Origin of the sequence: Bradyrhizobium sp. LLZ17, from assembly GCF_041200145.1 — a bacterium.
Taxonomy (GTDB): Bacteria; Pseudomonadota; Alphaproteobacteria; order Rhizobiales; family Xanthobacteraceae; genus Bradyrhizobium.
Genome location: NZ_CP165734.1, coordinates 486401 through 500219, shown reverse-complemented (window position 1 = coordinate 500219; position 13819 = coordinate 486401). Strand labels below are relative to the sequence as shown.

The following is a 13819-nucleotide window of genomic DNA, read 5'->3' as shown; positions in this document are numbered from 1 at the left end:
TTCGACGGTGCCTAACGTTCTAAAATTTCAGCGATGTCAGCAGCGGAAATCCGGACCAAGCCTCTCGCGCCCAACGCCGTTCAACATTTGGGCGACGACCGCTGCTCTGGTGGCGCAAGTTGAAGCTCTACAAATTCAAACGACGGAGGACCTACGCCGGGCCATCTTCATTCTTGATCTCGCGAATATCTCCATCCGATTGATTATCAGGCAGACCGATATGGATGAGATAGCCAGAACGACGTTAATGACACAGGCTGGGAGGATCGGGCAGCTCATTGAGGCAGTGCGCAAGGAGGCACCGCATCTATTTTAAAAAAAATGATTTGTTACTGGAGAATTGCAAATGATCGGAAACAATCGAAAGGCGAACCGTGTTCGGTTTGAACACAAGCACACCGTCAGCATCATGGGTGTCGATGGGACATGGCGGCGAAGCTGCATTCTTCTCGACGCCTCTGCAAGTGGCGCCAAACTTGAGGTCGAGGGCTCGATCGACCCCCTCAAAGCGCAGGAATTCTTTCTGGTTCTGTCCTCCACTGGTCTGGCATTTCGGAGGTGCGCGCTGATTTGGGTCGATGGCTCTCAGGTCGGCGTGCATTTCGTCACCGCAAAGACAAAGGGCAAGGCGAGCACAGAAAAGCGCCTCGTTCGTTCACAGTAGATGAGCCTTAAAGTGCAGCTTATCTCCTCTCGAACTATTCCGTACATCGATACCCAATCTCTCTCAGAGAGCCACGCCAGAGAAGCGCTGCTGCACGACAAGCGCAAAGGCTTCATCCTTTACCTCTCCAGGGGCGAGGCGCCATCCATCACGGAAGAGCGCGTCTTGTTTCTAGAACCACGGGAGGCTCTGATATGGCTCAACGAGCCCGCAGAAGAGAGGGGGGTCATTCTGGGGGTGAGGACATACATAAGCATCGGCTCGACTAGTGCAGCCGCTGGTGAGGAGGATGGATCCCGCTGACTAGCTCCAGCTCCTGCTCTAGCTGCTCATTGAGGAGCATCAGCGCTCGAAGCGCGCCGCGCAAATCACCGTCACAAGCGGCGGCGATCTCATCGACTGCCTGCTCGTATTGATCCAGAGCAGAGTTGGCGCGGTGGCACGGCATACGACACGAAATCTAAGTTGATCGTACGCGTGGCGCCGCGAAACGTCCGCTCAAGGGTAGTTTCGCGCCGATTGCCCGCTGCCCCGCCTTGAAACCCTTCTCAAGACGGAGCCCCTCGAGCGCCAAGAACTATTGCTTCGCAGCGGCAGTGGTCAGTTCGTCGTCTGTCATGACTTCGAGGCTAAACCGATTAAAGCCTGCGGGTCGAACGGCCCATTTAACCGCTTTTCCAGAGAGCGGCGCAAATACGCCAGTTGCGAATTGATAGATCGCCTTCCCCGTGCTTTCGCTTCCGACTGGCTTTCCGTCCTTCATGACCACCGAGCCGACGCCCTCCGTGACCATTGTGACCCCAATCCCATCGGGCGACCGCAGCATACCGATCCCGTTCAAGTACCGCCCCTTGGGACCATCCCACTCACTCGTAGAACTTCCGGTGTAAAGCGCGCCTTTCAGGAGGCCCTCAACGCCGACGCAAGCATATTGCGTGCCGGTGATGCGATGCCCATCGTGGTCTCCGATGGGGTCTTGGCTGGCCGCCCCAACGATGTTGCAATCATACCGCCCGATAGTCTCGGCCCGCGCCATTCCGAACGTGCTGATCAAAGCGAGTGCGGGACCCACAACCGTCAACAGAAAACGCTTTCTCATTGAATTTACTCCTGCAATCGAGTGTGCTTTGGCAGAATTGATCGAGGGCAACAGCCCAAATAAAGTCGCTTGGCTTTGGACAGCCTTGCTGCCTGCCGATAGCCCTGTCGCTGCCTGTGAAAAGTGAATGCTCGGCACATTCTCGGTGGCAGCTCAAAGTAGCGACTGAACCATACACCTCTATAGCGGGTCCGGCTAAGAAATTAACAGAGGCCGTTGAATGCCTGCCGAGGGGAGACATGCTCCCGCATCCTCACCACGCCAAAAGGCAAGGGCGATGGCTGCCCTACTAATACTGGTTGCACCATTCCCCACGCGGTCCTCTCTCCGGAGAGCAGTCAGCTTGCTTGCAATATGTTCGAGATCGAGATCGACGCTCCTCCAGCCCTGTTGCTGTTGCCCTCATGATGTCGGCGATCTCGGTGGACAGGGCAAGTTCGTCGGCAAGAACGATGATGACGGCGCATCGCTTTAGCATGCGCGATCTATCCGCGCCGATCTCGGCCGCCTAGATTTTATGTTGAGCAATCAGCTTGTAATCCCCCGGCACGCACTTGTACCGCTGGATATGCCAATTCTCAGAACGATAGACCGGGTGATCTTCCTTCCATTTGGCTAGGCCCGCTTGACCTCCGATGGCGCAGCTCTGAAACGTCACGGCGCTGTCTAACGCCGAGCTGGTGACGATTTCTTCGATGCAAGCGGTTGATGAAAAATGGCAAAGCACAGCGACAACGGTCACAAACATATGCCCACCTCAAAACGATTTCGAAATAAACACAAGAACGGTAGTCGGCTTTTCATACCAGAATAGTCGCCGCTGGAAAGCCGCGATGCTCATCAAAAGCGCCGGTCCAAGCTTGCAGATGCCGGTCCGGTGATCAGCTCTTTGATGCGCTCTGAGCCCAACCTAGAGAGGCCGCTGTTACCGGCACCGCCTCGCTGACATCGATCACAGGCACTACTTTGACCTCGTTCCAAAAATTGTACTTCGAGACAAACGAGACGATGACCTTCGGATCGGTTGTTTCGACGAAAACGTAGCCTGCGTTGCCAGCGAGGTTTGACGTGAAAGCGTGGACCGTCAATCCATCCTCGGGTTTCCACTTGCCGAACGCGGCCAATAGAGCCTGAGCGCTCGCAAAGTTCTCGGTGTGAGTTAGCCCAGTTGCACGGATTGTGTATTCAATCATGTACTTCACGAAAATCTCCTTTTCGAAATTAGATCAAGCTGACTTTGTTGCAACAGACAGCTTCGCTGAGTACGTTGGTCGGCAGTTGCTGGCAGAGTGACTGCCACCAACATTGAAGCAACTACTTAGTTTGGCTGTGGACAGGCGCCCGATATCTTCAGCTGCCGGGCGGGGAGTACTTTCCGCGAAGCTGGCTTGCAGTTTGACGAACTTTGGCAATTTCGTCCTGTGTCCAAAGCCTAATGAGGCTCACATTGTGGATGGCGCCGGCTGCTACCACTGTGCCGGAAATGGCCGGTGCTGCGCTGGGATCGGGCACATCGAAGATGACCAAGACGCCGGGGCCTTCGGCAGCGGTGCTATACATTGATATCAATTTTCCACCGGCGGCTTCGATAAGGTTCTTGGCCGCCTCATAGCGATTGGTTTTGGGATTTTCCATGATGGTGTTGAGAGATTTTGGTGTGTATTGCCCTGTCATACAAAAATGCATGGTGACTTCCTCCTGTCGGGGAATGTTCAGAAATTAAGGCGTCAGATTTACTTCGAGCTCAACAAACAGGCGGCTAAAGCCGCGTCGAGTGCAGGACCATAGACCCCGCCGTGGGGCAACATACCGCTGAAAAATAGACGGGCGTTCGGCACTACCCGCTGGCGGCTGTACTATTAGGCTACATCAATTATGTGCCGTGCGGAAAACAAATTCTGATCCGCGACCGCGAAGTCTTCGCAGTGACTAGCCTCACCCTGAGCCAAGCCGATCTTGGCGTAGAGTAAGTCGCCCATCCGTAAATGTCCCAAGTACCGCGCCGTCGCCCGATCTGGTATGGCTCAAGTATGTCAGTCGATGACGGTACTAAGCGACCTCCCGAATGCGAGAAGTGCACTCGCGAAATGACGCCAATCGGAAGATTGCCTGCCATTGGAGATCGGAAAGGTGCGCGCATATACAGGTGCCTTCCGTGTCTCCGGATTGTCTCGACACCTCTAGGCGACTAGGGGCGAGGGCCGGACAGCGTGTCCGGACCTCATAGCATCAGCAGCCCAATCGCAGGTGGTTCTGCTACACCGCTACGCTGCTGAGACGGAGCTGGGCCGTCACGCAGGATCAGTGAGGCGAATGGCGCGAACGATAGGGCTGCTGTTGAAGAAGTAGCCGCCGCTGGCGCGTGGCCCGATGAATGCGCGGCGCCGTCCTACAGCCCAAAGCCGCGACTAATCTCCCGCACAAGTCTGAGAGCAGCGTCAGTATTTCGTCCATAGAAGAGCGCCTGATCGAGCTGCGAAAGAATGGTCAGCCCAAATAGCGCGATAGCAACGCCTCTAAACATTGTTGTGGACCGGGTTGAACGATGCCTCACAAGTTCAAACGGTCCCGGCCGCAGGTTGGGAGAAAACAGCCGGGGCCGGTATTCCCATTCCATGTGCCGCAATCGGCGGTAATCGGCACGCTCCAAGTTTCACACGCACAAGCTAACAAACTATTTTCGTGGTCCGGCGCCGGACTAGAGCACGTAGCTATTAGGCGGCTGGCCGCCTGATGTTCGGTTCACCGCCCACATCGGCGATGAGCGGATGCCCTCCGAAGTCGCAGATGGGACAGAAAGAGACTTCTCGGCCCTTTTCGCAATTGTTGCATTCCTTTAGCCTGCTGCTGCGGCTACGCGGTAATTGACGATGAATAACACGCTTGGCCGGCGGGTTTGAGAATTTGAACGGACAGAATGAATAATTCAGTGACTGCGATAGGAGGCAGCAATGAATGCGATCGCCAGCCGTGTTGAAGAGGCGCGTCAGCGTTGGAATGAAGGCGATCTGCCGGGATATCTCAGGCTCTATGACGAGACAATCAAGCTGCACGGTTACGCGCCCGAGCCTATGAGCAAGGCCGACGTGAGCGGGTTCTACCAACAGATTTGGTCTTCGTTCGGCGATCCTCCCCCGTTGGAATTCCATGAAGTAATGACGGACGGCGATCTTTATTGCTGCCGTTTTACCATGACAGGTCTACACCGGGGTTCCTTCATGGGAGTTGCAACGACCGGCCGGCCAATAGTGCTGCCGGGTATCACGATGATGCGCTTCTCTGGCGACCGTGTTGTTGAACGTTGGTCCAGTGCAGATTTTCTCGGTCTCATGATCCAGTTGGGCGGCCTCACGCCGCCCAAGTCATGAGCCCGCACGTAGCTCTTGAGTGCATTGATTTTGCGACCCAGCAATCTGCTACATGACTGCGACCGTTCGTAGATGGCGCGATTATGCGTAGGTGGTGTCTTGGCATCGGCACTCCCAACGGGACCTGTCTGCCGGGGTTGGTCGGGCTGCTGTCGAGCTAGGCCCAATGTCCGCGTTGGGTCACAAGCGGCTTTCCGTATCCTCGGCTGCTCACTTCGGGTTGAGCACCGGGCGGACATCACGGGCGCCGGTCGGGAGGTCCGAGTTGGGTGGGCCAACAAGCGACATTCACAAATAACACGCGGTTCGCGAGCAGAGCGCGAATGCAGCCGGCCTACTTAATCAAGATGGCGCAGGTATCAGGCCGTGACGTTTCATGATCTCGCCCATCCGGGCAGGATCAGGAGGCGCAGGGCCGCCGACGGCTATCGCCATTTCTCGGAAGACTTCCGGCCCGAGAACGCCTGGCGTGAGAACGCAAAGCATTTTCGCAATCGCCTGCGTCTCGTTGACGAACCCGTGGACAACACCGCGCGGGATGAAGAGATCGTCTCCGGGCTTGATCTCGATGCGCTTGCCGGCGACCGTCCAGGTGATGACGCCCTCAAGACCATAGATCGTTTCTTCCCAGTCACGGTGATGGTGCGGGACCGGCATACGGGAGTTGGGCGGGATCACCACCTCAAACATATCAAGCGCCCCGCTGGTATCATACTTGGTGCGCAAAAACCGCAATTGCATTTCGCCAACCTTGATAAGTTCAGCCATTGTAGTGCCTTCCGTGACGCCATAGAAAAGATCGCGGGACGGCTCAGCTCATCCGTACCGAAGTATCAGCAGAAAGCCTATGGCCGGACCTTGGGCATGTCTATTGGGCAATGATGTCTGGCATCGGTCAAAAGCGCGGGTTAGGCACAGGGCTGATGGCTTCCGGTCTGCTGACAAGCTGACTTTGTCGGTGCAGCGGCAAACTTCGCATTCGGGCCAATAGCGGAAGTTCGGGTCTTGAGTTTGCGCATATGTTTTTTGAGACTGAACGGCGTCACTCGACCAATTCGTCGGCTCGCAAAAGGACGGAGCTTGGAATGGTGAGACCAAGGGCCCGCTTGGCGCGATGACTTCAGACTTCACTCGATCACTCCATCGGCCCTCACAAGGACAGACAGTGGAATTTCCAATCCGAGCGCCTTGGCGGCCTTGTTGTTGACTATCAGTTCGAGCTTGGTGGGAAACTCCACTGGGAGATCGCTTGGTATTCATCTGCCCACCGCTCGTGATTGAGTTGTCGTGCTGGGAGCAAAACACGGGAATGGGCGTGAGAAGCCCCGCAAAATCGCGCTAAGGACATCGCTGTCGACGTAGCCCCGATGAGCGGAGCTAAGGCTCGCTGCGTACGCTGAGGGAGCTTGCAGCAGCTCTTAACGAGTTTGGCATTCCAACTCGGCGAAAGGGTAAATGGCCGCAGTTCAAGTGCAGCGCGTTGTGCATCGCCCGTAGTTATTAGCTCCCACCAGCGCGAGCGTCGCGGCGGCGAAGGCATTCTCCGACGAGCACGCGTTGAGGACGGACTACCGTACCCCGTAGCGCGCGAATTCCTCGCCGATGTCGCTCCGGATATCTTTCGCGGCCGCGACATCGGCTTCTCCGGAAACCGTCTCGCCTCTGCGGATCTTCGCCCGGCCCCGGCCATATAGCGCTGCGGCAAACCCGGGGTCGATGCGCAGTGCGGCGTCGTAGTCGGCGATGGCCGCGTCGGTCCGTCCGGCTTTCAGGTGGGCGAGCGCGCGGGAATCGTAGGTCGCGGCCGTATGCGCGCCCGACCCGATCGCCCTGTCGCAGGCTTCCACCGCGCCTTGCGGGTCGCCCGTGCTCGCCCGGATCCAGCAAAGGCCGCTCCAGGCCCCTTCCATGTCGGCGTTCAGACGAGTCGCCGTGGCGTAGTCGCTTTCGGCGCGTACGAGATCGCCCTTCTTCAGCCAGACCTCGGCGCGGTTGACGAAGGCGCCGGGGTAGGCCGGCTGGAGCGCGATGGCCCGGTCGAAATCCTCCATCGCGGCGTCGTAGTCCCCTGTCCTCAGTCTCGCCGCGCCGCGGTTGTTGACGGGCTTGGCAAAGCTCGGATCAATGTCGATGGCCGCGTCGAAGTCGGCGATGGCGCGGTCGTAGTCGGCCTTCGCCGCGTAGGCGATGCCGCGGTTGTTGTGGGCGATGGCCATGGCCTGCGGCCCACCACGGCCGCCTACGATGAAGGCTGAACAGGCCTCGATCCTGCGGTCGGGCGATGAGGTGGCGTTGCAGAGCTCGACGTTCCGGAATTGACCTTCCGGCTTCTGCGCCGACGCGGGGGCGACCAGTAACAGGATCATCACCGGCGCCGTCCCGAAGACCTTCAGCATCCCCGGCAGACGCCGAGCGCGCGGTCGGCCCTCCGCTGCCGGGGAGGCGCAACAGCCGGACCGGCCTTGCGCTTCATGACGGCGTCCTTGCCCTCCTCGATCAGGGTGGCGAACTTGACCGTGCCGTCGTCGGAGATCTCGATGTGAGGCGTGGTGCCCCGGATCCCCAACGTCGCCACGGGCGTGTCCACCTTCATGCTTCCGGTCTTGGCGACGCTGCCGGCGACGAAGGTGAAGGTGCCTCTGGTCAGGCTGATCAAGGTTGAATTGTCCTTGCCGTCCGGATCGTAGACGAACTCGTTCATTTCCATGCTGGCGTTGCTCGACAGGCTGAAGGAGCTGCCGTCCGCGAAATTGATGCCGAGGCGGCCGTCGGCGCCGGTCCTGACGACGTCGCCCCGATAGATTGGATCGCCGACCTTCGCGCTGGCCCCATCGTCGGACAGTCTCGCCTGCACAACCGCGGCATCGATATGCTCGATCATTGCCTTGCCAGCGACGGTCACGACCTTGCCGATCGGCTTGACGTCCTGCGCCCGAACCGGCGCAGGCGAACACGCCACCGTCACGAGCAAAAGGCCCAGAAGCCCTGCAACCGTCCTTTGTCCGCGCATGCGGCCGCTCCCGTCAGTTGAGAGCCCGATCCACCCCGGCGCCAATGTTGCCAGAGCCGCGCCCGGCGCACCATATCGCAAAATGTGACTACCCCTTTTTAGTCAAGGCGGACGGCGGTCCTGACCGCTCCGCGCTAACAAAAGAGCGCATTTGCGCGTACTGAGTCGACATTGCGGTGCAGGGGCGCCGGGACGAGAAAGCCTACTTTGGGGCGTCGATCCGGAAACCCCGACGCGTTGACTCACGCTACATCGATCTCTTCGGCGGAAGCGGCAGTATGCGAGGCGTTCAGGATGTCGCTCGCACGTGTGTTCAGTGGTCTTTTGCCGGCGCCGGACCAACGCAGTCCGCCGTCCGTCAGCGGCCGCCGCGCTGTGGAGTCGACCGTCGTCGCGGGACTCGGATGGGCCGGAGGGCTGTCCTTCGTCGCGTTGATCCTGTCGGCGGTGAAAGAAGCGTCGGCGGCTGATCCCGATCTCGCCGTGTTCGACGACGCCTCCATCACCTACAAAGGGTTCGAGCATGGCACCTTCGAACTCGTCACGAAGGAGGCGGTGCCGCGACACATCATCGTCGACGATCCAGGGCAGACGGTCGTCCTGAGCAACACCGGATCGTCCGTCAGCTTCGCGCAGATCGGCAACAACGCGTCACGGATGGAGGACCTGCAGCGCCAGCAGCAGGACGTGCTTGCCAACTACTCGAAGGACCATGGGCCGGCCGGATCCGGCACGCCTCCGGGCGAAGCGGTTGATGAGGCGCCGCAGCCGATCGATTTCCAGGCGCCGGACGGGCCCAGTCCCCAACATGCCCTTCCCGGGCTGGTGGTGCCGGCCAGCATCGTGCCGGATGGGCCCTTGATCCATTCGCCACCGACACTAACGCTCGGGTCGGGCCCGGTCGAGATCGACACAGTCGCGTTCGATAAGTTCTCGGCGAGCAGCGGCAGCTTCTCGGCCACGAGCTTCGGCTCCGGCACGACGCCGACCTTTGGCATCGCGGGCGGCGCGGTCGGCCCCTTCACCGACGCGGGCGCAAGTTATGATGTCGAGAAGGCCGGCTCGTTCGGATCCTGTACTTGAACAGTGCGACCGGCTCCTACGCCTACGTACCGAACAACGACGCCATCAACGCGCTGAAGGCGCCGAACGCCGACAGCTTCATAATCACGGCGTCCGACGGCTTCGCCTCGGCGAGCCAGACCTTCACGATCGACATCGCCGGCACCGACGACGCGGCGGCGATAAGCGGTGAGACCGGCGGATCCGTCGCCGCGATCGCCATGACTGCCGCCGCAATCGCGGCGGCGGCCATGGCGCACGACGTCCCAACCGCGACCGGCAAGCTCGCCGACACCGATGTCGACGATCCGGCCAACACGTTTACGGCGGTGAGTTCTCCGCAGGCCAGCGACAAAGGCTATGGCAGCTTTACGATGACGTCCGATGGGCACTGGACCTACGCGCTTGATTCCGCCAGCGCCGCGGTGCTGGCGCTTACAGCGCACCAGACCCTGACCGACACCTTCACCGTGACCACGATCGGCGGCACGCCGCAGGTCGTCACGATGACCATCCAAGGCGCCGACGATCCGGCCGTCATCTCCGGGGACACGCATGGTCGCGTGGTCGAAGCGGGCGGGGTCCACAATTCCGCGCAGGGCGTCCCAACCGCGGGCGGCCTTCTGACCGCGACCGACGTCGACGGCCCGTCGAACGCGTTCGTTCCCGTCAAATGTCCAGAGCCGAGCGACCACGGTTACGGCAGCTTCACCATGACCGCGGACGGGCACTGGAGCTTCGCGCTCGACAACGGCAATTGCGCGGTGCAGGCGCTGAACGCAGGTCAGTCGCTCACTGACGATTTCACCGTGAGGGCCGCTGACGGCACGGCACAGACGGTAACCGTCACCATCGAGGGTGCCAACGACGCCGCGGTCGTCTGCGGCGATATTTGCGCACGCGTGACCGAGCCAAGCAACTCCTGCGCCCCCCGCCACGCGCCAGCGGCACTCTGTCCGACAGGGACGTCGATAATCCCGACGACACCTTCACAGCCACGACATGCCCGCAGGGGAGCGACCACGGCTACGGGAATTTCACCATGACCACCTGCGGCACGTGGACATATGTCCTCAATTCCGACAACCCTGCGGTCCAGGCCTTGAGGTCTTGTGACGCGCTGACCGACACCTTCACCGTGACCACGATCGACGGCACCCCCCAGGTCGTGACCGTGGTCATCCACGGCGCCGACAATCTCGGCTTAGCCGACCGGGTCGAGTCCGCCTTCCATTTCGACACGAGTTTGGAACAACAACATGCGCGCCTGACGTCGCCGGCAGTCGCTTCCTCGGCCCCCGTCGCCGTGCTCGATCCGGAGCACGATTCCGCCACAGCCGCATGGCCCCATCGGGCCGATCCAACGCCGGAGGGTTGGCGTTTCGGCGAGCAGGAGGCTGCTGGCCAGGGCGGACACCCACCCTTCCAACACGATCTCATCCTCTGAGAGCCGCCGACACCTTCGTCGCGTCCGGGCGGATTTGCGTTTTCCGGAGGCGCTCCTATGGTTACGCCGATCACATTCACGGACCCGCACCGCATCGGTTGCACGGCCATCAAGAAGCATGAATGGCCACTACTTCACGTCCGTCCCAAGCACCATGAATGAGTCATTGTAACCTCCAAGGTCATCCTCGGAAGGCGACAGGAGCAGCACTTGCAGAATTCCCGATGTCCGTTCCGGGTGAAACGCGGAAAACTCAACGTGAGAAAATCTGGTCCGCCGTGCCTCGCTGAGCGGACCTCATAGAACACTGCCGCTACTTCGCTGATGCCACCCTTTCGGACCGAACGACTGGTTGGTCCGCATGCGCGAGATATGCAGGCATCGTCTGTCTCGGCGGGACGGGTCGGCGGAGTCCCTGGACGCCAGCTTCCAGTAGCTTGCGCGCATCAACGCGCCGATCGCGGTCCGCGGCGTGATTCTGCGCACCACCCTTTCGAGATCGCCGCAGCATTTGCCGCGCCCCAGAAATTGGAACTCCCTATGGTGTTACCTATACGCATTTTGCAATTGTGCCGCGTAGCCCCTGAATCTAAACCTCTCAACGATCCTGCGAGACAGAAATTCGCCTCGCGGTCGGGTTTGGAGTTTTATTTTTGCGATGGAGAGCTTCCGCAGCTGAACTGACTTTCGGAGCGCGTAGCGTAGGCGGATTTAAACAAAGTTTGAAGCTGCCGCCCTGTACCGCTCGAAATGCCATGCAGCGGATGTTTCGCGGCGGGCTACAGTGACGCTTCCAAGCGGAATTGGTAACCGACTTCTGGCAGCACTACCGGCGGCGGACCTCGATCTGCTGGCACCGGAGCTAGAGATGGTCGCGCTCGATCGGGATGCGGTCGTCTCGCGGGCGGGTGACCAGACCGAGCACGTCTTCTTCCCTCATAGTGGCGCCATTTCGGTGATGATCGATATGGCGAACGGGCAGACGGTCGCCAGCGCCGTAATAGGGCGCGAGGGAGCCATAGGCACTCTTTCCGTGCTGGGGCCGTCCCCTGCGGCCGTTACTGCCATCGTTCGTGCCGCGGGCACCGCCTCGCGAATCCCGGCATCGCGATTCCACACCGCATTCAGCCGGAGCCTCGCGATCCGTCACGCTGTCCAGATTCACTTCAAGGCGATGCTGATACAGTTTCAAGTCGGCGGAGCCTGCAATGCGCTGCATCCGGTTCAAGCCCGCATGGCACGCTGGCTGCTCCATCTTCGCGACCGCATCGACCACGACGTCCTCCCGCTCACCCAGGAGGCGCTTTCGCAAATACTGGGTGTGCGACGAACGACGGTGACGCTCCTGATGCGCAACCTGCGCGCTTCCGGAGCGATCAGATCTGTACGGCGAGGCGAAATCGAGATCGACCCATCGCGGCTCGCAACGGTGGCGTGCGAATGCCGCGATACCATGCGTCTCGAAGTCGAAGAGATCTTTTCTATGAATGCAGCCCGATCTCGCGTTTTAATATCCCAGACATTTTGAGAGTCCCTCCGCATACCCTCAAGGGATAAAGAGGGGTAGGACAAGAAAGCCTGCTCAAGGAATTTTAGCGCGCTTGTCGATATGGCGCCGTCTCTTGGCCTAGTCGCGGAGCCGGGGTAACATCGGGAACCACTTATCTCGGCGGATAGAACCAATGCATCGATTGTTTTTGGTCGGCGTTGCCATTGTCTGTCTAGCGGCTGCCCTCGTTTTCCGTTCCTCCGAAGCGAATGCGGTGTATTGGCGCGGCATCACCGCGCCGACGAATATCGATATTCACGGGTGGCCGATCATCAAGGAGCCACCTCCAAGCCCATGCCAGTGGATACGGGTGAGCGGTGGCTACTGGGTGCGGCAATGCATTTACTGAACTATCCTGAAAGCTCACAGCTAGCAAACCGCATCAGTGAGCGAGCATGGACAAAGAGTCATGTTGGCGACGACTAAACTGCGCCCATCAGGCTGAACGACCTTCTGCAATCCGCTTTTGAACGCGGATTACAGTCGCTGCGTGCCAATTCCCACCGGTTGGCGTGGCTATCTTGCGCTCATTCAGTGCCGTGGCGATAGCTCGCGCGGATCGGCCCGTGAGTTCGGTGAAGATCGGACGCAACTGCTCAGCGCGTTCCTTGGCCTCGTCGCGGTTCTGGATGCCCTTGGCGTTCAGTCCGCCCAGCTTGACACCCTGGGCTTTCTTGGCCGCCAGCGCGTCCCTGGTACGACGAGAAATCATCGCGCGCTCTTTTTCAGCCAACGCGGCGTAGAGATGCAACATGAACGGGTCGGCGTCAGCGCCCAACTCCGCGGCGATGAACGGCGTCTTGTGCGCCATTAGCCCGCTAATGAAGTGAACGTCTCGGCTCAGCCGATCGAGCTTGGCAACAATGATCGGCGATTTGAGCTTCCGAGCCGCCTTCAGCGCCGCCGCGAGTTGCGGTCGGCGATCGAGGGCATCTGCACCCTTACCGGTTTCGACCTCCTTGAAGGTCTGGATTAGGTCGTAGCCCTCGGCTTCGGCGAACCGGGCCAGCGCCGCTTGCTGGGCCTCGAGTCCAAGGCCCGATTTCCCCTGTCGCACGGTCGAAACGCGAATGTACGCAATTGCGGTCTTGGTCATGAGACTATAATCCTAAAAGGTACAACACGGCAACCGGCGTTGGCGTGTTGCAATCGTCGTAACATACTGTAATTGAATGCCTTTTTGTAAGATTTTTACCAGCTAGGCGAGGCCTTACAAGCCCCCTCGGGGCGGTGGCAGATTTTCGGCGGAAGTCGCCAAAGCAGCACCTGCGGGGGGCCGCCGCACCGGCAGGAGGCCTCTGGCTGGCGACGGCCACTTGGACCGGGCCCGGAGGCCGGTTGCTGGGGCCCCTGGCACTGCGAATCCCGATGTTGCCCACGTGGGCCCCCGCGGCCGAGCCAGACGCTGTATGGGGCCCACCCGGCTCATCGCAGTAGCGCCGTCGTTCCGGTGTCGTAGGCCAGCTCGTCGACGGGCCAGCAGTACATGACCACGGCGTCCGCGAGGTTGGGACAGCGCGTGCGCTCAGGCTGCTTGTCGATCACGGGCCGCACGCGCGTGCCCTTATCGTTCCTATATCTCACGGAAGAACCATGACGTCTCAACTCCGTTGTCGCTGG

General features: G+C 59.9%; 18 protein-coding genes. 8 read left to right on the top strand and 10 right to left on the bottom strand.

Going from position 1 to position 13819, the window contains the following annotated elements:
• Positions 1–7: 7 nt before the first annotated feature.
• From AB8Z38_RS02425 to AB8Z38_RS02415, 3 genes are read left to right on the top strand one after another with little or no spacing between them, the layout of a single operon-like run.
• Positions 8–316, top strand: coding sequence for a hypothetical protein (locus tag AB8Z38_RS02425; protein WP_369722940.1), 309 nt, complete (start codon positions 8–10; stop codon positions 314–316).
• A gap of 30 nt (positions 317–346) precedes the next feature.
• Positions 347–664 carry a PilZ domain-containing protein gene (locus AB8Z38_RS02420; RefSeq protein WP_369722938.1) on the top strand — a complete coding sequence of 106 codons (318 nt, stop codon included), beginning with the start codon at positions 347–349 and terminating at the stop codon, positions 662–664.
• 12 nt (positions 665–676) lie between these two features.
• Positions 677–967 (top strand): hypothetical protein, encoded by a 291-nt coding sequence (locus AB8Z38_RS02415; RefSeq protein ID WP_369726812.1) that lies wholly within the window; start codon positions 677–679, stop codon positions 965–967.
• Here AB8Z38_RS02415 and AB8Z38_RS02410 read toward each other — a convergent pair.
• The 5 genes from AB8Z38_RS02410 to AB8Z38_RS02390 all read right to left on the bottom strand — a co-directional run bounded on the left by AB8Z38_RS02410 (position 930) and on the right by AB8Z38_RS02390 (position 3449).
• Positions 930–1112, bottom strand: coding sequence for a hypothetical protein (locus AB8Z38_RS02410; protein ID WP_369722936.1), 183 nt, complete (start codon positions 1110–1112; stop codon positions 930–932). The two genes, AB8Z38_RS02415 and AB8Z38_RS02410, sit on opposite strands and share 38 nt — an antisense overlap.
• A gap of 129 nt (positions 1113–1241) precedes the next feature.
• Positions 1242–1763 (bottom strand): hypothetical protein, encoded by a 522-nt coding sequence (locus AB8Z38_RS02405; RefSeq protein WP_369722935.1) that lies wholly within the window; start codon positions 1761–1763, stop codon positions 1242–1244.
• Between the two features lie 508 nt (positions 1764–2271).
• Complete coding sequence (locus AB8Z38_RS02400; protein ID WP_369722933.1) at positions 2272–2511, bottom strand: hypothetical protein; 240 nt, start codon at positions 2509–2511, stop codon at positions 2272–2274.
• Positions 2512–2644: 133 nt separating this feature from the next.
• Positions 2645–2956: a DUF3303 domain-containing protein gene (locus AB8Z38_RS02395; RefSeq protein ID WP_369726726.1), complete on the bottom strand. Its 312-nt coding sequence runs from the start codon at positions 2954–2956 to the stop codon at positions 2645–2647.
• Positions 2957–3113: 157 nt separating this feature from the next.
• A complete protein-coding gene (locus tag AB8Z38_RS02390) occupies positions 3114–3449 on the bottom strand; it encodes a GYD domain-containing protein (RefSeq protein ID WP_369722932.1) in 336 nt (111 codons plus the stop codon).
• Positions 3450–4714: 1265 nt separating this feature from the next.
• Here AB8Z38_RS02390 and AB8Z38_RS02385 point away from each other — a divergent pair.
• Entirely contained in the window at positions 4715–5131 is a 417-nt protein-coding gene (locus tag AB8Z38_RS02385; protein ID WP_369722931.1) for an ester cyclase, read from the top strand.
• Positions 5132–5473: 342 nt separating this feature from the next.
• Here AB8Z38_RS02385 and AB8Z38_RS02380 read toward each other — a convergent pair whose 3' ends face one another.
• The 3 genes from AB8Z38_RS02380 to AB8Z38_RS02370 all read right to left on the bottom strand — a co-directional run bounded on the left by AB8Z38_RS02380 (position 5474) and on the right by AB8Z38_RS02370 (position 8141).
• Positions 5474–5899, bottom strand: a complete 426-nt coding sequence (locus AB8Z38_RS02380; protein WP_369722930.1) for a cupin domain-containing protein — start codon at positions 5897–5899, stop codon at positions 5474–5476.
• Positions 5900–6699: 800 nt separating this feature from the next.
• On the bottom strand, positions 6700–7527 hold the full coding sequence (locus AB8Z38_RS02375; protein WP_369722928.1) for a tetratricopeptide repeat protein: 828 nt from the start codon (positions 7525–7527) through the stop codon (positions 6700–6702).
• The gene (locus tag AB8Z38_RS02370; protein WP_369722004.1) at positions 7521–8141 is read right to left on the bottom strand and encodes a FecR domain-containing protein; all 621 of its coding nucleotides are present in this window, start codon (positions 8139–8141) and stop codon (positions 7521–7523) included. Before AB8Z38_RS02370 ends, AB8Z38_RS02375 begins: the two co-directional genes overlap by 7 nt.
• A 375-nt stretch (positions 8142–8516) precedes the next feature.
• On the opposite strand from AB8Z38_RS02370, the gene AB8Z38_RS02365 reads away from it, so the two are divergent.
• The 4 genes from AB8Z38_RS02365 to AB8Z38_RS02350 all read left to right on the top strand — a co-directional run bounded on the left by AB8Z38_RS02365 (position 8517) and on the right by AB8Z38_RS02350 (position 12178).
• Positions 8517–9224, top strand: coding sequence for a hypothetical protein (locus tag AB8Z38_RS02365; protein WP_369722927.1), 708 nt, complete (start codon positions 8517–8519; stop codon positions 9222–9224).
• Positions 9221–10249 (top strand): VCBS domain-containing protein, encoded by a 1029-nt coding sequence (locus tag AB8Z38_RS02360; protein WP_369722926.1) that lies wholly within the window; start codon positions 9221–9223, stop codon positions 10247–10249. Before AB8Z38_RS02365 ends, AB8Z38_RS02360 begins: the two co-directional genes overlap by 4 nt.
• A complete protein-coding gene (locus tag AB8Z38_RS02355) occupies positions 10156–10650 on the top strand; it encodes a VCBS domain-containing protein (protein ID WP_369726725.1) in 495 nt (164 codons plus the stop codon). Before AB8Z38_RS02360 ends, AB8Z38_RS02355 begins: the two co-directional genes overlap by 94 nt.
• 784 nt (positions 10651–11434) lie before the next feature.
• On the top strand, positions 11435–12178 hold the full coding sequence (locus AB8Z38_RS02350) for a Crp/Fnr family transcriptional regulator (RefSeq protein WP_369722925.1): 744 nt from the start codon (positions 11435–11437) through the stop codon (positions 12176–12178).
• Between the two features lie 457 nt (positions 12179–12635).
• Here AB8Z38_RS02350 and AB8Z38_RS02345 read toward each other — a convergent pair whose 3' ends face one another.
• Together AB8Z38_RS02345 and AB8Z38_RS02340 are read right to left on the bottom strand one after the other, a co-directional pair.
• Entirely contained in the window at positions 12636–13295 is a 660-nt protein-coding gene (locus AB8Z38_RS02345; protein WP_369722924.1) for a recombinase family protein, read from the bottom strand.
• 329 nt (positions 13296–13624) lie between these two features.
• On the bottom strand, positions 13625–13783 hold the full coding sequence (locus AB8Z38_RS02340; protein WP_369722923.1) for a hypothetical protein: 159 nt from the start codon (positions 13781–13783) through the stop codon (positions 13625–13627).
• Positions 13784–13819 lie beyond the last annotated feature (36 nt).

Bases quoted from the DNA above. Each gene is read 5' to 3' on its own strand.
- AB8Z38_RS02375 (WP_369722928.1), bottom strand. From the start codon at position 7,527: ATGCTGAAGGTCTTCGGGACGGCGCCGGTGATGATCCTGTTACTGGTC.
- AB8Z38_RS02380 (WP_369722930.1), bottom strand. From the start codon at position 5,899: ATGGCTGAACTTATCAAGGTTGGCGAAATGCAATTGCGGTTTTTGCGC.
- AB8Z38_RS02400 (WP_369722933.1), bottom strand. From the start codon at position 2,511: ATGTTTGTGACCGTTGTCGCTGTGCTTTGCCATTTTTCATCAACCGCT.
- AB8Z38_RS02385 (WP_369722931.1), top strand. From the start codon at position 4,715: ATGAATGCGATCGCCAGCCGTGTTGAAGAGGCGCGTCAGCGTTGGAAT.
- AB8Z38_RS02370 (WP_369722004.1), bottom strand. From the start codon at position 8,141: ATGCGCGGACAAAGGACGGTTGCAGGGCTTCTGGGCCTTTTGCTCGTG.
- AB8Z38_RS02410 (WP_369722936.1), bottom strand. From the start codon at position 1,112: ATGCCGTGCCACCGCGCCAACTCTGCTCTGGATCAATACGAGCAGGCA.
- AB8Z38_RS02390 (WP_369722932.1), bottom strand. From the start codon at position 3,449: ATGCATTTTTGTATGACAGGGCAATACACACCAAAATCTCTCAACACC.
- AB8Z38_RS02405 (WP_369722935.1), bottom strand. From the start codon at position 1,763: ATGAGAAAGCGTTTTCTGTTGACGGTTGTGGGTCCCGCACTCGCTTTG.
- AB8Z38_RS02395 (WP_369726726.1), bottom strand. From the start codon at position 2,956: ATGATTGAATACACAATCCGTGCAACTGGGCTAACTCACACCGAGAAC.
- AB8Z38_RS02345 (WP_369722924.1), bottom strand. From the start codon at position 13,295: ATGACCAAGACCGCAATTGCGTACATTCGCGTTTCGACCGTGCGACAG.
- AB8Z38_RS02420 (WP_369722938.1), top strand. From the start codon at position 347: ATGATCGGAAACAATCGAAAGGCGAACCGTGTTCGGTTTGAACACAAG.